24 protein-coding genes and 1 pseudogene are annotated in these 23,531 nt (G+C 45.3%); 8 read left to right on the forward strand and 17 right to left on the reverse strand.

Features of this window, described 5'->3' with window-relative positions; all coding sequences use genetic code 11:
- Positions 1–52: 52 nt before the first annotated feature.
- On the reverse strand, positions 53–613 hold the full coding sequence (locus KTH90_RS11755; protein ID WP_103900079.1) for a TetR/AcrR family transcriptional regulator: 561 nt from the start codon (positions 611–613) through the stop codon (positions 53–55).
- Positions 614–792: 179 nt separating this feature from the next.
- Between KTH90_RS11755 and KTH90_RS11760 the strand changes: the two genes are divergently transcribed.
- The 4 genes from KTH90_RS11760 to KTH90_RS11775 all read left to right on the forward strand — a co-directional run bounded on the left by KTH90_RS11760 (position 793) and on the right by KTH90_RS11775 (position 3,615).
- On the forward strand, positions 793–1,488 hold the full coding sequence (locus KTH90_RS11760; RefSeq protein ID WP_118263308.1) for an Ntn hydrolase family protein: 696 nt from the start codon (positions 793–795) through the stop codon (positions 1,486–1,488).
- 285 nt (positions 1,489–1,773) lie between these two features.
- Entirely contained in the window at positions 1,774–2,685 is a 912-nt protein-coding gene (locus tag KTH90_RS11765; RefSeq protein WP_074133956.1) for a DUF2268 domain-containing protein, read from the forward strand.
- Positions 2,678–3,445 carry a MerR family transcriptional regulator gene (locus tag KTH90_RS11770; RefSeq protein WP_055058896.1) on the forward strand — a complete coding sequence of 256 codons (768 nt, stop codon included), beginning with the start codon at positions 2,678–2,680 and terminating at the stop codon, positions 3,443–3,445. The genes KTH90_RS11765 and KTH90_RS11770 overlap by 8 nt, the downstream gene beginning before the upstream one ends.
- Before the next feature lie 5 nt (positions 3,446–3,450).
- Complete coding sequence (locus KTH90_RS11775; RefSeq protein ID WP_308464100.1) at positions 3,451–3,615, forward strand: cysteine-rich KTR domain-containing protein; 165 nt, start codon at positions 3,451–3,453, stop codon at positions 3,613–3,615.
- Between the two features lie 86 nt (positions 3,616–3,701).
- Here KTH90_RS11775 and KTH90_RS11780 read toward each other — a convergent pair whose 3' ends face one another.
- A complete protein-coding gene (locus KTH90_RS11780; protein ID WP_103900081.1) occupies positions 3,702–4,058 on the reverse strand; it encodes a helix-turn-helix domain-containing protein in 357 nt (118 codons plus the stop codon).
- A 593-nt stretch (positions 4,059–4,651) separates the two neighbouring features.
- On the opposite strand from KTH90_RS11780, the gene KTH90_RS11785 reads away from it, so the two are divergent.
- From KTH90_RS11785 to KTH90_RS11800, 4 genes are all read left to right on the forward strand, one after another.
- On the forward strand, positions 4,652–5,074 hold the full coding sequence (locus KTH90_RS11785) for an RNA polymerase sigma factor (protein ID WP_022615780.1): 423 nt from the start codon (positions 4,652–4,654) through the stop codon (positions 5,072–5,074).
- Positions 5,071–5,310 carry a helix-turn-helix domain-containing protein gene (locus tag KTH90_RS11790; RefSeq protein ID WP_009255079.1) on the forward strand — a complete coding sequence of 80 codons (240 nt, stop codon included), beginning with the start codon at positions 5,071–5,073 and terminating at the stop codon, positions 5,308–5,310. Before KTH90_RS11785 ends, KTH90_RS11790 begins: the two co-directional genes overlap by 4 nt.
- 501 nt (positions 5,311–5,811) lie before the next feature.
- Entirely contained in the window at positions 5,812–5,955 is a 144-nt protein-coding gene (locus KTH90_RS11795) for a hypothetical protein (protein WP_005427045.1), read from the forward strand.
- A 78-nt stretch (positions 5,956–6,033) separates the two neighbouring features.
- The gene (locus KTH90_RS11800) at positions 6,034–7,605 is read left to right on the forward strand and encodes a recombinase family protein (RefSeq protein WP_055058898.1); all 1,572 of its coding nucleotides are present in this window, start codon (positions 6,034–6,036) and stop codon (positions 7,603–7,605) included.
- 84 nt (positions 7,606–7,689) lie between these two features.
- On the opposite strand, the pseudogene KTH90_RS11805 reads toward KTH90_RS11800, so the two are convergent.
- The 15 genes and pseudogenes from KTH90_RS11805 to KTH90_RS11875 form a co-directional block, all read right to left on the reverse strand.
- Positions 7,690–8,097, reverse strand: a pseudogene (locus KTH90_RS11805) (manganese catalase family protein); the annotation flags it as partial.
- Complete coding sequence (locus tag KTH90_RS11810) at positions 8,098–8,370, reverse strand: spore coat protein CotJB (RefSeq protein ID WP_158352806.1); 273 nt, start codon at positions 8,368–8,370, stop codon at positions 8,098–8,100.
- The gene (locus KTH90_RS11815) at positions 8,367–8,639 is read right to left on the reverse strand and encodes a spore coat associated protein CotJA (RefSeq protein WP_238726850.1); all 273 of its coding nucleotides are present in this window, start codon (positions 8,637–8,639) and stop codon (positions 8,367–8,369) included. The genes KTH90_RS11810 and KTH90_RS11815 overlap by 4 nt, the downstream gene beginning before the upstream one ends.
- Before the next feature lie 71 nt (positions 8,640–8,710).
- A complete protein-coding gene (gene rpiA / locus KTH90_RS11820) occupies positions 8,711–9,394 on the reverse strand; it encodes a ribose-5-phosphate isomerase RpiA (protein ID WP_238726851.1) in 684 nt (227 codons plus the stop codon).
- Entirely contained in the window at positions 9,394–10,791 is a 1,398-nt protein-coding gene (gene zwf, locus KTH90_RS11825; RefSeq protein ID WP_158352808.1) for a glucose-6-phosphate dehydrogenase, read from the reverse strand. The genes rpiA and zwf overlap by 1 nt, the downstream gene beginning before the upstream one ends.
- A gap of 147 nt (positions 10,792–10,938) precedes the next feature.
- Entirely contained in the window at positions 10,939–12,345 is a 1,407-nt protein-coding gene (gndA, locus tag KTH90_RS11830) for an NADP-dependent phosphogluconate dehydrogenase (protein ID WP_158352809.1), read from the reverse strand.
- 23 nt (positions 12,346–12,368) lie between these two features.
- Positions 12,369–13,406, reverse strand: a complete 1,038-nt coding sequence (locus KTH90_RS11835) for a lactonase family protein (RefSeq protein WP_158352810.1) — start codon at positions 13,404–13,406, stop codon at positions 12,369–12,371.
- 324 nt (positions 13,407–13,730) lie between these two features.
- Positions 13,731–14,771, reverse strand: coding sequence for an aldose epimerase family protein (locus KTH90_RS11840; protein ID WP_158352811.1), 1,041 nt, complete (start codon positions 14,769–14,771; stop codon positions 13,731–13,733).
- Between the two features lie 1,028 nt (positions 14,772–15,799).
- Positions 15,800–16,885 (reverse strand): aspartate-semialdehyde dehydrogenase, encoded by a 1,086-nt coding sequence (gene asd, locus KTH90_RS11845; RefSeq protein WP_158352812.1) that lies wholly within the window; start codon positions 16,883–16,885, stop codon positions 15,800–15,802.
- 153 nt (positions 16,886–17,038) lie between these two features.
- Positions 17,039–18,442: an argininosuccinate lyase gene (gene argH, locus KTH90_RS11850; protein WP_158352813.1), complete on the reverse strand. Its 1,404-nt coding sequence runs from the start codon at positions 18,440–18,442 to the stop codon at positions 17,039–17,041.
- 107 nt (positions 18,443–18,549) lie between these two features.
- Positions 18,550–19,716 carry a phosphopentomutase gene (locus KTH90_RS11855; RefSeq protein ID WP_158352814.1) on the reverse strand — a complete coding sequence of 389 codons (1,167 nt, stop codon included), beginning with the start codon at positions 19,714–19,716 and terminating at the stop codon, positions 18,550–18,552.
- 571 nt (positions 19,717–20,287) lie between these two features.
- A complete protein-coding gene (locus KTH90_RS11860; protein WP_158352815.1) occupies positions 20,288–20,986 on the reverse strand; it encodes a SpoIIIAH-like family protein in 699 nt (232 codons plus the stop codon).
- A gap of 121 nt (positions 20,987–21,107) precedes the next feature.
- On the reverse strand, positions 21,108–21,674 hold the full coding sequence (locus KTH90_RS11865) for a stage III sporulation protein AG (RefSeq protein WP_158352816.1): 567 nt from the start codon (positions 21,672–21,674) through the stop codon (positions 21,108–21,110).
- Between the two features lie 3 nt (positions 21,675–21,677).
- Positions 21,678–22,274 (reverse strand): stage III sporulation protein AF, encoded by a 597-nt coding sequence (gene spoIIIAF, locus KTH90_RS11870; protein WP_158352817.1) that lies wholly within the window; start codon positions 22,272–22,274, stop codon positions 21,678–21,680.
- A gap of 71 nt (positions 22,275–22,345) precedes the next feature.
- Positions 22,346–23,524 (reverse strand): stage III sporulation protein AE, encoded by a 1,179-nt coding sequence (locus KTH90_RS11875; RefSeq protein ID WP_238726852.1) that lies wholly within the window; start codon positions 23,522–23,524, stop codon positions 22,346–22,348.
- Positions 23,525–23,531 lie beyond the last annotated feature (7 nt).

Here is a 23,531-nt window from a genome sequence, read left to right on the forward strand (position 1 = left end):
CATTTGGAGATTTGCACGTTTCTCTTACAAAGTATTTAAAAGAAATTTTCGTTTAATCTTTATATTTTTGATTAGCTCCCAGCAGTAGTGTATCAATTGCTTCGGATAATTCTTTTCTTACTTTATCAGGATTTGAAAAGGCATATCTTAATTGTAATGTTGTATAACCATGAAGCATACCTGTTACCATGCTCAAAATTTCAGTGGTCTTATCTGGATTAAAGCCACATGAGCAAATAAGTGTTTTAAGTAAAGATAGATAATCATTAAAAATGATTGCTGTTTCCTCTGTTCCATTCCAACTAGCCCATTGAATTATTTCATACACACCGGGATGTTCAATCATATAATTAAGATATTCAACTGCCACTAATTTTAACGCTGAATCCCCTGTCTTACCGATTGCTGCACGAATCATTTTTTCATTCATAGTACGCATACCACTATGTGCTATCTCCCTAAGAAGTTCATCCAAACTTCCTATATGATTATATAAGGAGGGGGTACGAATCCCTAAATTTTCAGCAATAGCTTTCAAAGAAACATTATGAAGTCCATTTCTATCAGCCATATCAGACGCTGTTTTTATAACTTCGGCTCTTGTAACTCGCATATTCATTTTCCTCTTTCTTCACATCATTTACCTCATTTTAAGTAATTAAATTAGCGAAGTCAATAATTAGGTTAGAAAAAAAGAACTTTTATATTGACAAATTGTCTTATAATATTTAATATTACTAATATAATTAGTTTTAATACTACTATAATTAGTTTATGAAAGGAACTACAAATATGTGTACAAGATTTGTGTATAATGGGAAAGAAACCATTGTTGGGTTCAATTTTGATATTGACCTTTCTGAATGGGAACATACCGTAATTGCTGAAAAAGACCGTTTTTTTTTAGGGATAAAAATGTCCGATAATAAGTATCACTCTTTTCACGGAATCAATAGAAATGGGAATGTTGGCACATTGTTGTATGTACATGGAAATGACAATGCACAATTTTGCGGTAATGAATCATGCTATACAATAGCTGATTTGACAGAAAATTTTATAAAAGGCAACCTCTCTTTTGATGATTCATTGGAAATAGTGAAAAAAAAGAAAATTACTTATGCTCCTGACACTACTATGCAGGCTATGTTTTCAGATAGAACTGGGCGTGTTCTCATTATTGAACCGGGGATTGGGTATCGTTTGGAAAAAGAAAAATATTCCTTAATAACAAATTACTCCATTTTAAAACCAGAATTGACTAATCCATATGTTTTATCTGGGGATAACAGATATGAAAAGGCAAAGGATTTACTGCAAGGATATGGAGAAAACTTCTCTATTTCCAACGCCTTTGATGTACTTAGGTCAGTACGTCAGGAAGGACTTTGGGCAACCAGAGTTTCTTTTGTATATTCCGTTACTAAAAATAAGGTATATTATGTGTTGAACAATGATTTCAAAAATATTGCAGAGTATCAATTCTAATATCACTGCAATTATAAGCAAAAGTGGAGGATTTACATTTCCCACACTTCCTTAGATTTGACAATACCATCTGCCTATTGCAATTTTTATTTACTTTTCCATCAATATTTCAAACAACAATTTCTACTTCGACAATCAAGTTAATTTATGTTGTTTAACCTCTATTTCCTTTGTCTACTAAGACATTTAATTATTTACCATACATCTGTGATAATTTTTAATTTGCCTATTGACTTTAACGTTACGTCATAGTATATGATAAAACCAAAAGGAGGAACTAGAATTATGAAAATATCCGCTATCCGTTCTGACAAAGTTTATTCAAAAATTATGAATGCACCGTTAGACAAAAAAAATGACATTTATAGATATGAACTTATGAAGCCTTTTGAAAAAAAGTGGGCTTGTTATAGTGTTCCTATGAAAGCTCTAACGCCTAATGGATATGATGTAATTATGGCAAGCGAAATGCTTGGACATATCGCCCCAACCGCTGTTGACCAAAAGCAACAAAATAATATTAAGCTAATTTCTGATAATACACTCTGGGAAAAATGTGAGTTATCCATTCAGCAGTCGTTGAATTGCTTTGTTGAACACGGTGTTAATCTACCCATTAAAGAATATGCGTTTACAATTTTACTTGCAAATGCTAAAAATCCTTACATTATTTTAAATGATGGTTACTGTGGTGATGGTGGTATTCCAGGATATATTTTTTCTTGGTTACTACCTAATGAATACACTTTATCACATCTTCATGTAGCATTAGCACATGAAACTAATCACAACGTACGATTTCAATTTATTAAATGGAAGAATGACATCACTCTTGGTGAAATGATAGTCAATGAGGGATTGGCAGAAAACTTTGCAACATTTCTGTATGGTGAAGATAAAGCAGGTCCTTGGGTAACAAAAACTGATATAGAAACCTTAAATGAATATATTAAGCCTATTATTCGGGACGGTTTAAATGTTCAAGGATTAGAAAATCTGAATGCATACCTTTATGGTGATGAAATGGCAGCATTACAAAACTATCCTCAGGTCGGATTACCCTATTGTTCCGGATATGCGTGTGGCTATCACTTGATTAAACACTACTTGCAAAAGACTGGAAAAAACATTGTCGAAGCAACTCTATTACCTGCAAAAGAAATTTTAAATGCTACGGAGGATTTTTGGAATGAATGAAAAAGCTAAAACAGTCCATGAAGTTGCTAAATTAACAGGTATTACTGCTCGAACACTACATTATTATGATGAAATTGGTTTATTAAAACCATCTATTATAACCGAAGCAAAATACCGTCAGTATACAGACGACGATTTAACTAGGCTTCAGGAAATTTTGTTTTTTAGAGAAGTTGGATTCGCCCTAAAAGAAATTAAGGAACTGCTGGATTCACCTCATTATGTTCGTTCAGAAGCATTAGAGCGTCATGTACTGATTTTGGAAGCTCAGAAAGAACGAATAGAAGCTTTGATTTCACTTGTAAAAGACACAATCAACGGAAATAAAGAAATTAAATTTTCTGCATTTTCAAATGCAAAAATACTTGAGTTACAATCGCAATTTCAAGAAGAAGTATTAGAACAATGGGGAAATACTGAAAGTTTCAGAGAATACAAGACTATGTTTTCTTCCCATTCAAAGCAAATACAAGAGAAAGAAATAGAATCTTTTTATTCAATGGCTCGCAATATTTTTGAAAAACTAGCTATGTATGAAAATAGTCCTGCGGAAAGTTCAGAAGTACAAGCAATAGTACATGAATGGCAACAATATATTTCTGAACACTTTTATGAATGTAATAAACAAATTTTATCTAATTTGGGAGTTCTCTATATTACAGATGAAAGATTTACCACTTTTATAAATAGATTTAGTAGTGGAAATCTTGCAGCTTTTTTTAATGAAGCAATACAAATTTTTTGCAGAGGTTCAGAATGAATATGATGGAGTGGGTTATTTGTCCTATATGCAACAATAAAACAAGGATTAAAATACGAAAAGATACACAGCTAAAAAACTTTCCGTTGTATTGTCCAAAATGTAAAAAAGAAAGTTTGATATGCGTAAATAACTTCAAAATAGAAATTATCAAAGAGCCAGACGCCTAGACGCAGAGCCGATAATTTATAAGCTATATAGCTTATAGACTATCGGCTCATTTTAATTTCAATCTTATTCTTGCAGGCAATAGAAGTTATTTATCTTCCATTTCCTTGTATTTGACAATACCATCTGCAACGCTTTCCATGATAACAAGGTCTGCGTCTGTAAAATTGTCAATTTTGCTTTCAAGCTGTCTTCGTCTGCTGCTTTTTGCCAGACTATCAGAGGATAAAAAGAACTCATCCACTGATACATTCAGCAGAGATACAAGGTCGTACAGCACCTGTAAACTTGGGTGCTGCCCTTTATTCTCAATATTGGTTAAATAGCGTGGGTCAATTTCAATCATTGCTCCCACCTGTTCACGGGTCAAACCCTGTTTTTTGCGGGCTTCTTTTATGGCAAGCCCAAACGCCCTGAAATCATATTTATCTTCTTTTTTACGCATAATACACCACCTCTGTACATTTTACTGTTCCTGTTGTAATAGCGACAGGTATAGAAAAACGTATTACATAGTTGTACAGTTCCTATTATGCGTATCAAAGATAAAACTATGCTGCCGAAACGGAAATAAAAAAAACCGTTATTTGGCAGCATACTTTCCCTGCGTCAAAATCACATCATCTTTTCCAGACGACGGTTTAACAAAAGCCGCCGTCTTTTTTTGCATGAAATATAGATGATTTTTAAAGTCTACTACTTTATACAGACAGCGGCTTACAGGAGGAAGCCGCTATGCAAAATATTTTCTTAAATATATCTACATTCGGTAAACCGTTAAAAAAAGCCATCCACCTACGCTAGAAAAGTCTGACCTGCAATATGGTTTTTTACAATACATAGTAAGAACTATCGAAGCACACAAGCAGAAATATCGTCTGTTTGCGTGCTTTTTTAGTTGGAAGAAAAAGTTTTTAAATTTTTCTTCTCAAAACGCAACTGCACCCCCTGTCCTGTCGGGACTAAGAGCGAAAAGGGGGAAAGAAGCAGAAATTCCTATCAACTCGCTCCCTTTCAAGGCTGGAAAGGGGGTGAGCAATGATGAAGCCATCTGAATTTCAGACAACCATAGAGAACCAGTTTGATTATATCTGTAAAGTCGCTATGGAGGATGAACGCAAAGACTATCTCAAAGCGTTGTCCAGACAGTGTAAACGGGAAACCCTGTTCTGTGATATGGACGATTACACCGTCAATCTGTTTTCTTCCGAAGACACCTATCCCTCCCATTTCCATACTTTTGAAATGGATGGATTTACTGTCCGCATTGAAAACAGCCTATTAGCAGAAGCATTAGAAAATCTGGATGGAAAGAAACGTGACGTTATCCTGAGATATTATTTCCTCGGATTTGACGATACGGAAATTTCAAAAATTCTGGAAGTCAACCGTTCTACCATCCAGAGAAGAAGACACGCCGGACTGGAATTTATCAAAAAATTTATGGAGGAAGAAGCATGACAGCAAAGCACCCTATGATTCCGTTTCCTGTGATTGTCAGGGCTGCGGACGGCGATATTGAAGCAGTCAACCAGATTGTACGCCATTACAGCGGTTTTATTGCCAGCCGTTCCATGCGTCCCATGAAAGACGAATATGGCAATACCCACATGGTTGTAGATGAAACCCTACGCCGCCGGATGGAAACACGTCTGATTGCAAAGATTTTATCTTTTGAAATCAGGGAACCAAAGTAAAAATAACGCTCTCCTGTGGAAGCATGGACAAGCCCATGCTTCCCAGACAGAGCTTGCCAGTCTATTAAAGTGCATTATCACCAGTGCATTTTAACAGGCTGACAAAGCCAGATTGTTCCTTGAAAAAGAAAGCGTCTAATCAACGCAGCATAAAGCAGCCGAATACGTTTCGATAGAAAGAGAGCCGTTGGGCTGGCACGCCGTAACCCACCAAAGGAGGGATGAAACCGGATAGCGATTCCTGCCAGCGTTCCATAAGCAGCTTACCGCAATAGCTGCCGCCATGACCTTTCTATCGTGATAATGATACTTCCGTACAGCCTTAGTCCGTGTGATGATGTAGCACCGCTGGCAAAGGGTACGGCTGGATGAGAACCATGCAGGGGTGAGATTCCCATGAGCTTTAGCGGAAGCTGTTCGGTTTGCTAAGGATGATTCTTTCATAATGAACAAGCATTTTTGCATAGTCTGTAAACATAGTAAAGACTGTGAGGTGGAATTATGCCAAAAGAAGCAGAAATTTCCTGCAAAAATGTATTTAAGTGTGAAGATAAGTCGGCATTAAAAAAAGAGTTCAATCAGAAATGGATAGAACTCATCAATCAATTAGAAAAATCCAAAGGACAGGTATTACCTGTAAAATGATAGACAAACATTTCTCAACACGGTATAATAAGTGTAGGTGGAATGTTTGTTTTATCTTCTCTTTAAGGGAGATAAAATATGATGAACACAAAGTCAAAAGTTGCTATTTATTGCCGCTTATCAGAAGAAGATAGAAACAAACAACATGAAACTGATGATAGTAACAGTATTCAAAATCAAAAATCCATGCTGATTCAATATGTATTGGAACAAGGTTGGGAAGTCTACAATATATACAGTGATGACGATTATACTGGTTCAGATAGACGAAGACCAGAATTTAACAAACTGTTAAATGACGCTGAACACCGAAAATTTGATATTATCCTCTGTAAAACACAATCCAGATTTACCAGAGAGTTAGAGTTGGTGGAAAAATACATACATGGATTGTTTCCTATTTGGGGGATTCGTTTTATCAGTATTGTAGATAATGCAGATACCGCTAATAAAGGAAACAAAAAATCAAGACAAATCAATGGTCTGGTTAATGAGTGGTATTTAGAGGATATGTCAGAAAACATCCGCAGCGTATTGACTGACCGCCGGAAGAATGGATTTCATATTGGTGCATTTGCTCTTTATGGTTATAAAAAAGACCCCGAACAAAAGGGACACCTGATTATTGACGAAGAAGCTGCTGCTGTTGTCAGAGAAGTTTTTACTTTATTTTCACAGGGATATGGCAAAACAGCGATTGCCCGTATGCTGAATGACCGTGGGATTCCAAACCCTACGGAATATAAACGGCTTCATGGTTTACGCTATAAGCAGCCTACCAGAAAAAATAGTACCTTATGGAAATATTTTGCTATTTCCGATATGCTGACAAATGAAATTTATATCGGAAATATGGTTCAAGGAAAATACGGCAGTGTTTCGTATAAGACAAAACAAAATAAGCCCAGACCTAAAGAGGAATGGTACAGAGTAGAGGGAACACACGAACCGATTATTGACCGTGAACTTTGGGATAGAGTACAATCTATGGTAGCTGAAAAAGCAAAACCATTTACAGTAGGAACCATAGGGCTGTTTGCCAGAAAAGCTCGCTGCATGAACTGTGGCTATACCATGCGTTCTAATAAGCAGACAGATGGAAGACATTATTTACAATGTTCAAATCGCCATGTTGCAAAGGACGCTTGCATAGGCTCATTTATTTCTGTGAAGAAGTTGGAGCAGGCAGTTATTTCTGAACTGAACAAGTTATCACAAGAATATCTTGATAAAGATGAATTGGAACAGAACGTGGAATTTCACTCCAACGTAAAGGAGAAAAAAACTGCTTTAGAAACACAACTTGCTACTTATCAAAAAAAGATTGAAGAAGACGCAAAGGTAATCAGAGAACTTTATCTTGATAAAGTAAAAGGGATTCTTTCCGAAAATGATTTCCTGAATTTGTCAAAAGACTTCACAAATGACAGAGAACGGCTTGAAAAGCTGGTGATTGAAACGCAAAAACAGCTTGATGTAATTGAGAGAAAAATCCAGACAGGCGATAATCGCCGCCAGCTTATTGAGCAATACACAAATCTTGAACATTTAGACAGAGAAACCGTTGAAACTCTAATTGATTATATATTAGTAGGAAAACGGATTCCAGGGACAAGAAATGTCCCGATTGAAATACATTGGAATTTCTAAGTTCTGTAAAATCTGGTGTCTGGCACACCAGATTATATAGAACTTCTACTTAACACTTCTATGTTGCACTTATGCAGTTGCACCATCTGCCGCCATGTCTTCGAACAGATCGGTGATCGGATCCCCTTTGGATTGGAACACTTCGGCGGTAAAGGGTACGCCGCCTGCCGACTGAGGCCACAGGCCTAATGTGTGGTCCACATAATATTTATCAAAACCGGAAGCTTTGATTTCTTCTATAGATAGATTTCTGGTCAGCTGGTAGACGATCGCACTGATCATCTCCATATGGGCCAGCTCTTCCGTCCCGATATCCGTCAGCACGCCGGTCACTTCTTTATAAGGCATCGTGTACCGTTGGGACAGATAGCGCATGGATGCGGCCAGCTCTCCATCCGGGCCGCCGAACTGGCTGATAATCACCTGAGCCATCTGAGGATTCGTCTGGGTGATTTTTACAGGGTGCTGCAATCTCTTCTCATATCTCCACATTTAGTAGCATCCTCCTTCCTGCCAGGGCCACGGCTGATTGATCCATTCCCAGGACCTGCTGCATCCGGTCGCGGTATCTACTGTCAACGGTCCGTATAACCGGGCATATTCTTCCAGCGCGTCATTTCTCATCCTGCTGTAATCGTTAAAATATGCCAGCGCATCCTGATCACAGGGATGGGTGTCCAGATAAAGCAGGACATCGTCCACGGCAAAGCTTACCATATCTATATAATGTAAGAGTTTCTCACGGCTTTGTACGTTCGTATTCATCCTCTGCCACCTCTCATTCCACACCAGGGTTTGTCTAGCGACGGGAATATGGTCCCGGTCATCAATGCTTTGTGTACGTCATAGGTCTCTTCCCATCTGGTCCAGGGCACGTAGGCCATCCCGACAGGATATTTGTCATTTTTGTCCATGCCGCAGTCAGGGCGGTGCACCGGCTGCATGGGCATCTGATATCTCGAACGTTCCCGATTATTTGAAACAGGAACGGCAGCTCTAGCGGTAACGCAATCCGGCTGTCTGCAATCTGCCATTTTATAGCTCCTCTCTAAATATTATTTCCATTATTATGGTATGAAAATATTTAGGAATTGCCACTTATAATTCATTTCTTATTTTCAATCACCAGGACTTCGGATGAGTCCGCCACGATGATCCGGGAACAGACAGCCGGAAAATATCCCGTCTCCACCACGCCCGGATAACTGTGCAGCAGATCGGACAGCTTCCGGTAACCGGCCGGGGACGGACTGTGGATATCCAGAATATAATTCCCGTTGTCCGTACGGAATGTCTGCCCGTTTTCAACGCGAAGAATCGGTGCGTAACCAAGCCCATGGATTTTCTCAGACAACAGGTGCCACCCAAATGGCAGGACTTCCACCGGCAGCGGAAACGCTCCAAGTCGTGAGACCTGCTTTCTGTGATCCATGATCCAGATCACCTGCTCCGAATAGTATGCCGTGATCTTTTCACGGGTTAATGCCCCGCCGCCTCCTTTTACCGCTTCAAAATTTGGATCGATCTCATCCACTCCGTCAATGGTCAGATCTACACGGGAAACCTCATTGATATCTGCCAGAGGAATTCCGAATTCTTCCGCCAGCTTCTCCGAAGACCGGGAGGTGGCTACCGCCTGTAACCGCATACCCGCCTTGACCAGTTCCCCTGCCCGTCTGATCAGGTAATATGCGGTGGACCCGGTTCCCAGGCCCAGGACCATATTGTCCCGGATGTACTCTGCCGCTTTCAGGGCGGCAGCCTGCTTTTGTTCCTGTTGAATGCGCATTATAGTTCCTCCACGATCCATTGATGTCCTTCCGCTTCCAGAAGCCCATCCGAGGCTTCCGGGCCATTGGTGCCGGACGGATAGGTATAGATTGGCTGTCCCGTCTGCCGGTACGCACTGCGCAGCTGATCGATATAATTCCAGCTGGTCTCGATCTGGTCCCACTGGGAAAACCAGGAGCGCTCGCCTCTTAAGCAGGCACCCAGCAGCCGTTCGTAGGCCTCCGGAGTATTGATCCTGTTTTCCAGCGAACAGCTTTGGCAGAAATCCATTTTGGCCTGGGAGATCTCATCGGTGTCTCCGGGTTTTTTGATATTGAACTGAAGATGTACCCCTTCCTCCGGCTGGATTTTCACTGCCAGAATATCCGGTTCAATGCCGGGCTCCGGCCGTTTAAATACGACCGTCACTTCCATCTCTCTACGCCCCAGTTTCTTACCTGTCCGGATGTAAAACGGTGTCCCTTTCCAACGGTCATTGTCGATGAACACTTTCAGGGCCGCATAAGTCTCCGTAATCGATTCTGGCGACACACCGGGTTCCTGCAGGTACCCCTCATATTGGGCCAGCACCAGCTGCCGGCCGATCTGATCCGCGCTGACCGGACGCAGAGCTTTTAGCACCCGGATCTGCTCTTCATGCATCCCCTCGGGGGACAGATCCTTGGGCCGCTCCATGGCGACAATAGAAAGGATCTGGAAGAGATGGTTCTGCATCATATCCTTCATAGCTCCGCTGGTATCATAGTAGCCGGCTCTGGTCTCCACTCCTACGTTTTCCATAGCTGAGATCTGAATATTATCAATATATTCTGCATTCCATATATTCTTGAAGATCGGATTCGTGAACCGGATCGTCTGGATATTCCGAATCATTTCCTTGCCCAGATAATGGTCGATCCGATAGATATGATCCGGTTCGAAGAATGCTTCCAGCTTATCATTTAACTCTTCCGCCGCTTTCAGGCTCTCCCCGAACGGTTTTTCCAGAATCACCTTCCCTTTTTCCGCCCCCGTCACACGTCCCAGGCCTTGGGCGATCACCGGAAAAAACCTGGGCGCCACGGCAAAATAGAATATATGCGAATCGATCCGGATTTCCCGATAAAAAGCATCCAACGCATCATAGGCAGCCTCCTGCGTGAAATCCATCTGATAATAGCGGATTCCCAGGATAAACTGCCGGAACGCCTCCTCCCGGAATACAATTCTGGAAAAACGGCGAACCCACTCTCTGGCTGCTTCACAGTATGTCTGGGTGGTATAATCCCTGCGGCCGATAATAATAATCCGCTCTGCCGGCAGTCTGCCGGAGGCGCTCATGTTATACAGGGCAGGCAGCAGCTTCCGAAACGTCAGATCACCGGTGCCTCCAAAGATAGTCAGCGCTTGTTTCATAATTTCCTCCAATCGTGCATGTTTTCAGCACATATAGGTATGGGTGAACATTCTTTTCGTTCAACCGTTCCTCCAATCGTGCATGTTTTCAGCACATATAGGTATGGGTGAACGTTCTTTTCGTTCAACCGTTCCGCAATCCTCTTCCTATTTTCCCCAGTCATGGTGGAAACTGCCCTCCTGATCGGTACGCAGATAGGTGTGCGCGCCGAAGCAGTCTCTCTGGGCCTGAATCAGGTTCGCCCCCACGTGTGCCCCCCGGAACGCGTCCAGATACGCCAGCGCATTGGTCATAGCCGGCAGCGGCAGACCGGCTTTGATTCCCTGCGTTACGATTTCGCGCAGGCTGTTTTGATTTTTCTCAATTCCCTTCCGGAAAAACTCATTGAACAAAAGGTTCTCAAGGTTCGGATTCTCCTGAAACGCAGCTGTTATATCATTCAGAAACACTGCCTGGATGATACAGCCGGCACGGAAGATAGACGCGATCCTGCCAAGTTCCAGGTTCCACTCATACTGGTTCGAAGCATCTTTCAGAAGTGAAAAGCCCTGGGCATAGGCAATGATTTTAGCGGCATAGAGTCCCTCCCGCACCATCCGGATAAATTCCAGAGGATCGCCCGCGGCTTTGATATCCGGCCCCTTCAGCAGCCGAAGCGCTTTTTCCCGTTCCTGAAGCCGATTGGACATCACTCTGGCGTTACAGGCAGCTGTGATCATCGATACGTCGATCCCCTGCTTCAGGGATTCGATACTGGTCCACCGGCCGGTGCCTTTCTGCGCTGCGCTGTCCAGAATATAATCCACCAGTTCACCGGTGGTACAGTCGTCGGGCTCCTTTAAGATATCAGCCGTAATACCGATTAGATAGCTCTTCAGCTCGCCCGACTGCCACTCCCCGAAAATCTCGGACAGCCGCAGATTGTCAAATCCCCCGATATATTTTAACAGCAGATAGGCTTCGGCGATTAACTGCATATCGGCATATTCAATTCCATTGTGGACCATTTTCACATAATGACCGGCACCATCCGGTCCGATATAGGTACAGCAGGGTTCTCCTTCCGCCTTTGCCGAGATGTCGCTTAAAACCGGCCCAATCTCGCTGTACACGTTTGCATCACCTCCAGGCATAATGGACGGTCCAAATCTGGCCCCTTCCTCTCCGCCTGAGATGCCAACCCCAAAATAACAGATTCCCTGTTTCTTAAGCAGTTCAAAGCGTCTTCTGGTATCCTCGAAAAAAGAATTCCCGCCGTCCATCAGGATATCCCCCTCCTGAAGCAGAGGCGCCAGATTCCCAATCACTGCGTCCACAGGAGCTCCCGCTTTGATCATCATGATGATTTTCCGGGGTCTGCTAAGTGCACCTGCCAGTTCTTCCAGGCTGTAAAATGCCCGGATCCCCTCATGGGGATATTCCTTAATCATCGCGTCGGTTAACTCTTTTGACCGGTTATACACGGCTACCCGGTATCCATGATCCGCCATGTTCAGCGCCAGGCTCCTTCCCATCACAGAAAGTCCGATTACCGCAATATCATATTTATCCATCTATCTTCCTCCATGTTATCCGTCTATTTTCCTTCATATGATTCCTCTGCTTTCCTGCTTTCAGGATCAAATACAATGCTGACAGCCTCATCAAGCGTCACTGCATCACAGATTTCCTTAATCCTTCCAGTCCGGCCACCCAGCCTGAAACAGATCAGGTTGTTAGAGAACCGATTTGCCACCAGAAGGAACTTTCCTCCCGGTACAATCGCAAAATCTCTGGGATGCCTGCCGCCGCAGGACACAAACTGAACCGCTTCCGGGAGTTCATCTTCCAGCGAGAACACGCTTAATAGATCCGAACCGCGGGTAGAAACATACAGGAAACGCTCATCCGGTGATATCCGAAGCGCTGCCGTATCATCTTCCCTGGTCCCCTTTTCCGGCAGAACCGAACGGGAATCCAGCTGATAAAATCCTGCGTTTTCATCCACACGGAACGTATACAATTCGTTGCTTCGTTCTGTCACCAGATAAAACCTGGTGTGGTCCCGGTTAAAGATCCCGTGTCTTGGTCCGCTTCCGGCTGGAAAACTTATTTCTCCCGCCGGCTCATAATTCCGGGAGCCATCAAAGATCCGTATCTTATCAAGCTCCAGACAGGGCACCAGCAAATACTGGCCGTGCAGGATAACCTGGTGGCAGCCGGCAGCCGGCGCGATCCGGATTCTTTTGAGCAGACGAAGGCCTTTACCGGACTTATCCTGCTCTTTACCGGGCTTATCCTGCGCTTCATAAACCATAACCGTACCCTCATGGTAATTAGCCGTATAAATCCGTGGTCCGTCCTGTATCACATAACATGCCGTCTGCTCTTCACAAAATACCTCCGCTGCCGGATCCTTTGCTGACAGATCTACCAGGCAGATCCCTGCCCGCTTATGGCGTTCCACCGGTGCGGCGATTTTCCCCTTCTGCAAAGATACATATTTGGCATTCGGAGCAGGATAATACAGTTTTGGTTCTGTCAATGCTCCCGTCTCCCCATCAATAGTAAATCGGTAGATACCGAAACTCTGTGCAGATTCATAAGTTCCAGCGTATCCCGTTAAAATACCCATATTACTCTTTCCTCCATTGTGCGTTTTCCGCACCTATCGCTATGGTGAACCTCAGACTGTTTCACCGTCCTCTTTCGTAACAAAACCACATTGCAATTCTTGTTCATTACCTGGCTTAAATGTAATTATATCAATTACAGTTTGTATTTGCAATAAGTATTTCTAATATTTTATTGCATTCCGTTTAAAATATTCACAGATCTGGTTCCCGCAGCAAAAAGACAGGACCGTCAGAGGATAATCGCCGTACTTTCACCGGTATACTACCGGTGAAGGTGCTTATCCTCTGACAATCCTGTCCGTCTGGCTGAAAACGCCCGCTATTTATTCACATTTAAATTTGTAAACCGTAGTGGTGTGGTAGCATTCCCCAGCCTTCACCACCGGCGAAGGAAACTCCGGCTTATTCACGGCATCCGGGTAATATTGGGTTTCAAAGCAGACACCGGCACGTCTTGCATAAGAGCAGCCGCCTTTCCCAATCTCTCCCTTCAGGAAATTCCCGCTGTAAAACTGGACACCAGGCAGATCGGTATACATTTCCATCACGATCCCGCTCTTCTCGGATTTTAATACTGCGAACGGCCGTCCGCTGCCAGGATGGGCCAGCACCCAGTTGTGATCATAACCGCCGGCCATCGTCAGCTGTTCAAAGTCGCTGTCGATCTCGTCCCGAATCCGCTTAGCCACACGGAAATCCATGGGAGTAAGGTCCACCGGCGCGATCTCCCCGGTAGGTATCAGCTCTGCGTCCGCTGGTGTATATGCATCCGCATCCATCCAGAGAATCTGATCCACAGCGTCTCCTGAATCATGGCCGTTCAGATTAAAATAGCTGTGATTCGTCATATTGAAAATGGTATCTTTATCCGAAACCGCATGATAAGATATTTTCACCTCATTGTCAGCGGTCAGCGTATAGGTCACCGTAACATCCGCTGTTCCGGGAAATCCCTGATCCCCATCCGGGCTGTGCAGGCTAAAGATAACAGCTGGTTCTGCATCGGTACCGCTCATCTTCGCATCCCACATCCGCTCATAGTAGCGGTTGAATCCGCTGTGTAAATTATTTCCATTATCATTTTGCTCTAATTTCCAGACAATCCCGTTCAGTTCAAAAGCCGCTTTCCCGATCCGGTTGGCATTTCTTCCAACGACAGCTCCCAGTCCCGGATCGTTGTGCCGATATCCTTCCGGCCCCTCATACCCCAGCACCACATCCAACATCTTTCCATCCCGATCCGGCATCAAAAGTGAATACAAAACCGCACCATAATCACATACGGTCAATTTACATCCGTTACTGTTCTCCATCGTATAAAGTGTCGCTTCCGAATCCTGAAATTTACTAGTCGTTATCCCCATAACTGCATGCTCTCCTTTTGTAAAATTATTTCGTCTTTCATCGTACTATGAAACTCTCCAAAAATCAATGGGCACATAAAAAGCACATAGGAAGAGTTCTGGCTGAGGGGATACTTAGATTAGGGTCGGGAGGAGAGGGGGGCGGCCAAACCTGGGGGCACGGGCAGCAAATCTCGCGGGGCCATATCGCTTCGACCGGATCTAAGAACGGGTAACTCCGATGAAGGGAGAACCTCTTATTGGCAGGGCCCGGAACAAACTCGCCAAAAGACGGCTCGGACAGTGTTCCAGGCCCTGCGAAGTTCTCCCATCATCTGCGTAACCCGTTCTAAGATCCGGTCTCAAGCGATATGGCCCCGCGAGATTTGCTGCCCGTGCCCCCAGGTTTGGCCGCCCCCCTCTCCTCCCTGCACTATATATGCCTTTTCCCATGGTCAGATAGGCCGGGGTACCTGTAATTTTTTCTTTCATTTACTAAAGCGGAATTCGGACAGGATTTGAACGGGTGCATACAGCGTAAGATCGCCCCAGAGGTGCCTCTGGTCTTTCCAGGCGGAATTAGAGCAGGCGCGGACTGGTGCGAGGACAGACACTGGGGGAGGGGCCAAACCAGGATGCACCCCACCAGGTGTCCGCTCGGTACGAACTTGCCCTATGGGGCCCGGCAGGGGAGCGGTGTCTGTGATCTCCTATCTCACATAAGGCGCCCATGTGAAATCTTAATGAAATCGGATCGGCAGATTTGTGGCGAAAGACTGCGTTCCGTGCAGACTTTCGGTGGCTGCTGAACCGCGAATGCATCAAGCATTCACGGTGAATCGGCCACGTACCGCAAACTTGCTGATCCGATTTCATTTAGATTTCACCGGGTAACAGCCTTAAGTGAGATAGGAGATCACAGACACCGCTCTCCTGCCGGGCCCCATAGGGCAAGTTCGTACCGAGCGGTCACCTGGAGGGGTGCATCCTGGTTTGGCCCCTCCCCCAGTGTCTGTCCTCGCACCAGTCCGCGCCGTCCCTCAGTAAACCTATTTTCCCTGAATATACCCCTGAGCCTTCAGCAGCTCCGCGCAAAGTACCGCACCGCCTGCTGCACCGCGGACCGTGTTATGGGAAAGGCCCACGAACTTGTAATCATAGACGGTGTCTTCGCGCAGGCGCCCTACGGAGATACCCATGCCGTTCTCGAAGTTGACATCCATCTTAACCTGAGGGCGGTTATCTTCTTCAAGGTACTGTATGAACTGCTTCGGCGCACTGGGCAGGTTCAGTTCCTGAGGAAGACCCTTGAAGTTTACTAAACGGTCGATCAGTTCTTCTTTTGCCGGTTTCTTGTCAAAGGATACGAATACAGCAGCGGTGTGTCCGTCCAGTACAGGCACACGGATACACTGGCAGGTGATGACGGGACTCTGTGCTTTGACGATCTCTCCATCCTCGATGCTGCCCCACAGACGTAAGGGTTCCTGCTCGCTCTTTTCTTCTTCCCCTCCAATATAGGGGATAATATTTTCAATCATTTCCGGCCAGTCTTTGAAGGTCTTGCCGGCGCCGGAGATTGCCTGATAGGTGGTGGCTACCACGATGGTGGGAACGAATTCTCTCCATGCTGTCAATACGGGAGCATAGCTCTGGATGGAGCAGTTTGGTTTTACCGCCACAAATCCTCTCTTGGTGCCCAGACGCTGTCTCTGGAACTTGATTACCTCAAAGTGTTCCGGATTGATTTCCGGTATTACCATAGGTACGTCCGGAGTCCACCGGTGCGCGCTGTTATTGGACACCACCGGAGTCTCTGTTTTCGCATACGCTTCCTCGATGGCTTTTATTTCCTCTTTCGTCATATCGACAGCGCTGAATACAAAGTCAACGCCGGCTGCCACTTTTTCAACCTCATTGACATTCATAACCACCAGATTCTTAACCGCTTCCGGCATCGGTGTCTGCATCTTCCAACGGTCACCTACCGCATCCTCATATGTCTTTCCTGCGGACCGGGGGCTTGCGGCGATCGTAACCACTTCAAACCACGGATGATTTTCCAATAATGATATAAATCGCTGTCCTACCATACCGGTACCGCCCAGGATACCTACTCTTAATTTCTGACTCATCTTCTCATTCTCCTCATTATATCTTTTTATATGTAAGAGTTCCGCTGTGGGAACTCTTCATCTGCGGCTCTTTGTTTTTGTACCGCGTACATTTGTCTTTATTGGAAATATACTACTCCAATTCCGTAAAAAAAGCAACTGAATTCCCTAATTTCAGCATTTTTCCGGGAAAGGATTCCATTCCTTGCTGAGGTATTGTTTATTTTGTTCAATCACCTGCTCCATTACGCTTTTTCCCGGCGCTCCCAGCGTGGTCCGCTTATTCACACAGGTTTCCAGGCTGATGGCGTCATAAATATCTTCTTCAAACACCGGACTGATCGTCTTGAATTCCTCCAGTGTCATGTCATCCAGGGCTTTGTTCTGTTCGATACAATACAGCACCAGGCGTCCCACGATCCCGTGGGCGTCACGGAACGGCACGCCGTGATTTACCAGATAATCCGCGGCGTCTGTGGCGTTAGTGAAACCATTTTTTGCGCTGTTTTCCATCACGTCTTTCCGGAACTTCATGGTAGACAGCATACCGGTAAACAGCCGGATACATTTTTTAACCGTGTCCAGGGCATCAAAGGTCCATTCCTTGTCCTCCTGCATGTCCTTGTTGTAAGCTAACGGCAGGCCTTTCATGGTCGTAAGTAACGCCATCAGCGCGCCATAGACCCTGCCTGTCTTACCGCGGACCAGTTCCGCGATATCCGGGTTCTTCTTCTGGGGCATGATACTGCTACCCGTGCTGAACGCGTCATCGATCTCCACGAACTGATACTCATTGGAATTCCAGATAATAATTTCTTCGGAGAAGCGGCTCAGATGCATCATAATAATCGAGCAGGCGGACAATAGTTCCAGTACATAATCCCGATCCGAGACAGAATCCATGCTGTTTTGCGTCGGTCCATAAAATCCCATCAGCTCCGCCGTCCTGTTCCGGTCCAGCGGATAGGTAGTCCCTGCCAGTGCGCCGGCGCCCAGCGGGCAGTAATTCATGCGCTTGAACACATCCTGCAGACGCTCCCGGTCTCTCTTAAACATCTCGAGATATGCTCCCAGGTGATGCGAAAGCGTTACCGGTTGTGCCTTTTGCAGATGCGTGAATCCCGGCATATAGGTCTCGGTATTTTCTTCCATAATATGGAGCAGAACCTCTAATAACTCCTTGACCAGGGATTCTATTTCCAGCACACCCACACGGACATACAGTTTCATGTCCAATGCGACCTGATCGTTACGGCTGCGGCCTGTATGAAGTTTCTTTCCCACCTGGCCGATCCGGTCGATCAGATTCGCCTCCACAAAACTATGGATATCCTCGTATTCTTCGGTTATCAGAAGTTTTCCGGATTCCACGTCTTCCCGGATTCCTTTCAGCCCCTCCACGATCTGCTTCATTTCTTCTTCCGTCAGCATTCCCTGCTGCGCCATCATGATCACATGGGCGACGCTGCCCTCTATATCCTGCTTATAAAAGCGCTGGTCAAAGGTAATGGATGCATTGAAATCATAAACCAACTGGTCCGTCTGCTTCGTGAAACGGCCTCCCCATAACTGTGCCATAATATTCTCTTTCCTTTCGTATCTTTGCTAATTTTATTTATCATTTATTTAAATATAACTTATCCTTTTGGCCGTCCATAATTGTTTCACGCCAATATTCACGGGCGTCATCCGATTATCTCGTTCAGGAACGAAGAACCGTCTATTTTCTGTGGTACTCCGAAATAGTCCACTACCGTAGCTCCGATGTCCGCGAAAGTGGCCCTCGTTCCCAGATCCGCTCCTTTTCTGATCCGTGTTCCAGCAATTACAAGCGGCGTATACTCTCTGGAGTGATCGGTAGATGGCGTGGAGGGGTCACAGCCATGGTCAGCCGTGATCATTAAGATGTCTTCCTCTCTTAACCTCTCCAGCAGTTCGGGCAGCCTCTTATCGAAATAGGTAAGGGCTTTCGCGTAGCCATCCACGTCATTTCTATGGCCGTAGAGCATATCGTAATCCACCAGATTCGTGAAGCACAATCCCTCAAAATCCCGATCCATATAATCCAATGTCTTATCGATTCCATCCTCATTGCTGACCGTCCTCACAAAATCCGTCACCCCATCCGATGCGAAAATATCCACGATCTTGCCCACGCTTAACACATCAAAGCCAGCTTCAGACAGTTGAGTAAGCATCGTAGCCTTGGGAGGGAGCAGTGAGAAGTCATGGCGGTTGCTGGTACGCTTAAAATCCGGGAATGCCCCAACGAAAGGCCTGGCGATCACCCGGCCGACTCCATGTTCACCCACCAGGAGCTCCCTGGCTATCTCACAGTCCCGGTACAGCTCTTCGATGGGCACTACTTCCTCATGCGCCGCCACCTGGAATACGCTGTCCGCCGAGGTATAAACGATCAAATCACCCGTTTTCACATGCTGCTCCCCATAATCCCGAATGACATCCGTACCGGAATACGGTTTGTTACAGAGCCAGCCCCGTCCTGTCCGGCGGGAGAATTCATCCAGCAGTTCTTTCGGGAATCCATCTGGATAGGTGGGCATCGGTTTGTCCGATATCAGGCCCGCGATCTCCCAATGGCCGATGGTGGTGTCCTTACCCTTGGAGGCTTCCGATAGTCTGCACCAGGCGCCTTCCGGATGCTCTTCCCTCGGTCCGCAGTCCACATGATCAATGTTAAACAGACCTAATTTTGCCATATTCGGCATATCAAAATACGAGCTTGTGGAGCACGCCTTCAGCGTGTTACTGCCCTTATCGCCGTACTCCGCGGCATCCGGCAGTTCACCGATTCCTACACTATCCAGTACAATCAGAAATACTCTTTTCATCTTCATTCTCCATTCTTTTATTGAATTAGGGACATGTCCATTTCGGTTTGGGACATGTCCATTTCGGTTTAAGCATCCCTTTACCAAGAGGTGATATGCATCTTACTTACACGCGAATATTGCAATTACATCTTACCTGTCTGACAGATCGTTCTGCGCTTTGACTATCAATATAATAAACAGCCCTGCGGTAATTCCTTATAAGAAACTAGTATAAGACCCCCTAAATCTTATATGAATTATATCTATCAGCATCACCAAAATTGCTGTTATTCATTATAGCACAGATGATTCACTGACAAAAGTAGTAAAAACATATATAAAGTCAGATGCATGATCAGTCCCACGATATATTAACTTATTACTGTGCAGTATCCTGACTTGTCTCACAGCTTCTATATCCAATAAAATCGATATGGACATGTCCCAAACTGAAATGGACATGTCCCTCTTAAATAGAAATCAAACGGGTCCGGGGAGCTTTTGGCCCCTCAGACCCTGATCGATAATGACGTATCGAAAAAAAATTTTATTCATGAAGAGGAATTCTAAGAGAATGTATGTATTCCTGTTATTCCGTGGCATTCATGGTAGTAATGACTATATTTTCAGCGGGAACATCCGTCTTTCTTTTCACGATGTCTTCGATCTGTGCTCTTTGGGCATCGGAGACCTCAGCCGCATTCACGATGACATCTGCCCCGTTCTCCGTAACGCTGACTACCACATCCGTGAAGCCCTTGGCTTCCAAAAGCATCTCTGCCGAAGTTTCTTTTTCTGCGATGTCGGTCATAGCGATCATGTTATCAATGGCCGTCTGCTTCTGCTCTTCCGTGATATTCGTGTTGTTGATGACTTCCAACAAGGTTTCTTTGTTTTTTGCCCGAAGCTGTTCTTTATCCAGCTTGGCCTGAGCCGCGAAACCTACGTTAGAGGAGTTGGCAAGCACCGCTTCGCCGGGAGTCTCGCTGCCGGTGCTGGCGACCTCATCAGAGGAAACAGCGGCGCCGTTGTCCAGATCCACATCCAGGCTCTCGATATCGCCGGATGAAGCCTGCTCTGCAGGCTGTGTCCCATCCGTGCTGGCCTGGGAGAGAATATCCTCGTCGGAAATGTCCGACAGTTCGTTTTCGGCCACATTGGTACTGCTGGTGGCCTCTGCGTCTTCCTTGCCCAGCTTGTTTCCCGAATAATTCAGATAGCCTGCGATCGCTATCATGATCGCCAATGCCGTTATAATCACCGAATTCTTTTTAAATATATTTTTCACTTTTCTGCCTCCATTCTTGTTATTTTTTAAGCTTTCATTTTTTCCTCCATTCGTGCGGTCGCCACACGCACAAACAGGTAGATGTGAAAATTTATTTTCACACTTATTCATGGCTATCCCGTCATTTCATTTTCATTACTTTAATTTTATGTGCCTCTACATGAAATAATGCCTCAACTGCATCGGTTATGTTCTGAACAACTCTCGCATCTCCCCCGCCTTCCGCTATAATTATGACCCCCTCAATTTCCGGACCCAGTTCTTTTATAACATAAGGTGTCTGGGTGCCGCTGCCCTCCTGCGCGTATATTGTCGTTTCCTGCGTGTTCGTCTCCTTGGTTTCCCGGGTTCCTCCTTCGCTGTCTGTCTCCGTCACCACATTACCGGTGGTATTCTGGTCTTTCTCAATGATCTTTTCCCCTTTTGACTTGAGGGTGATCATCACATCCACCTTACCAACGCCCTCCACCTGGCCCAGCGCCTTTTTGAGTTTCTGCTCCAGCTCTGTCTCATCGGAATTCGAGGAAACCGCTGCGGCCTGCTGGACCGACGGCTGTTCTTTTTCTTCCTGCGTCTTGCTTTTCTTATCCGTGGGAAGTGCGATAATCACCAGAAGCACTCCTACCAGTAAAATGATCAGCAGCTGATCCTTTTTTAAATTTTTGATATTCAGCTTTCCCATTTTCATAGGCTACCTCTGTATACTAATATTTATATTACTAGCGGAAATATTATAGAAGCGTTCCAAATCATTTTTTATGTTAATTTCTTCCATACTTTCGGGCTGATAATCTTCCTTTTTCTCTGTTCCGATACGGACAGGTTCGATATAAATCCCCTCCGCCTGTTTTTGGGAATATGCAGCCGTAATATGGATCTGACGGATACTGCCGTAATCCTCACTGCTCTCATCCTCCTCCATCACGACCTGAACGTCCACCGGATACAATCCGTCCTGTTCCACCACTTCCCCGATTTCTTTCGCCACCTCCTCCTCATATCCGGAAAACAGCCTGCTTTTCTGCGCATATTCGAAAGTTTCCGCCTGATCGTCCAGCTCATTTAATTCCTGCTCAAAGCTGCTGGTCAAAAATGTAAAATCCATCGTGCGGTTTAATTTTAACAGGCTGGTGATCGGTGAAAGAACCAGTAATACCAGTACCATACCGGTGAAAAGCTTCACATATTTTTTATAATTATTGTTGGGAAGTACATTCATAACCGCGGTGATCAGGATCAGATAGAACGCGATATTTTTTACCCACTGATAAATCTGTTCGATCAACATTTCCTCCAATCGTGCGTTTTCTCGCACATATAGGTATGGGTGAATTTTTTTGTTCACCCGGTCTTTCTTTTTCAACCGGTCAGGCTGGAAGCGCTCACCACCGCGATCGTAACCATAAACAGAACTGCCGCGGTAAATATCGCCTTCATGGACAGCTTGGCTCCCTCCCCTACACAGCTGATACAGCCCAGCATCCGTTTGTCCGACACCGGCTGGACTACCGCCGCCACCAGTTTATAGAGAAATGTGTAAATAGCCAGCTTCAGCACCGGGACCAGGCAGATCAGCAGCAGAATAATCATGGCCGCCACCCCGATACTGTTCTTAATCAATACGGAGGACCCGATGATCACTTCGGTTACCGCGTTGATCGTCCCTCCCACCCCCGGGATAATACCCGCCGTCTTATTCAGCACCGATACCCGGAAAGCATCCACCGCAGGGGCGATCAGGCTTTGAATGACCGAAAACCCGATCACCAGCGCCAACAGTGATTTTAATATCCATTCCACCACACTGCGGATCAAAGAAGCCAGTCTGGAGAGAAAGTCTTCTTTCGATAGGTTATTGACCAGGACCAGGATGACATAGATGTGGATCATAGGCAGGATAATATTTAGCAGGATCCAGTTTACCAGATACACCAGACCCAGGGTAAATCCATAGAATGCGGTAGCCGTGGTTCCCCCGCTGGCAACAGCCACGGTCAGAAAATACGCGGGGATCAGCGCCCTCATAAAATCCAGAATTCCTCCGATCGCGCCTGTGGTCAGTTTCGTGATCGTCTCAAAGGAGGTGATCAGGATGGCCAGGAGCAGCAGATATATAATGTAAAAACTGACCTCTGCAATCTGTTGATTTTCGAATACATTGGCAAAATTCATGAATATGGCGGATGCGGTCACCAGAATCAGAATCTGCACCAGCATCCTGCGGTTATTGCCAAATTCCTGCTCGATTCTGCCAAAGACCAGATCCTTGACCAGATCCAGACTGAATTTTGCGTCTCCATCCAGTACCTTCCGGACGGTTCCCTCAAAATCCACATCGGAATCCCCCAGTACCTCATCCAGCGTCTGCTGGATATCCCCGAACTCTACCTCATCTAACAGGGAAGTATCCATCTGTTGGGAATCGGCCTGTAACGAATCTGTCTGGGAGGCTTCCGTCTGGGAGGCATAGGCACAGATACCGCCGGAGAAGAAGGCCAGGAAAAAGGCTGTCCAAAAAATAATTCTGCTTATTTTCACTCTTCCC

Origin of the sequence: Diplocloster modestus (assembly GCF_019042245.1) — a bacterium.
In the GTDB taxonomy this organism is placed as follows: Bacteria; Bacillota; Clostridia; order Lachnospirales; family Lachnospiraceae; genus Diplocloster; species Diplocloster modestus.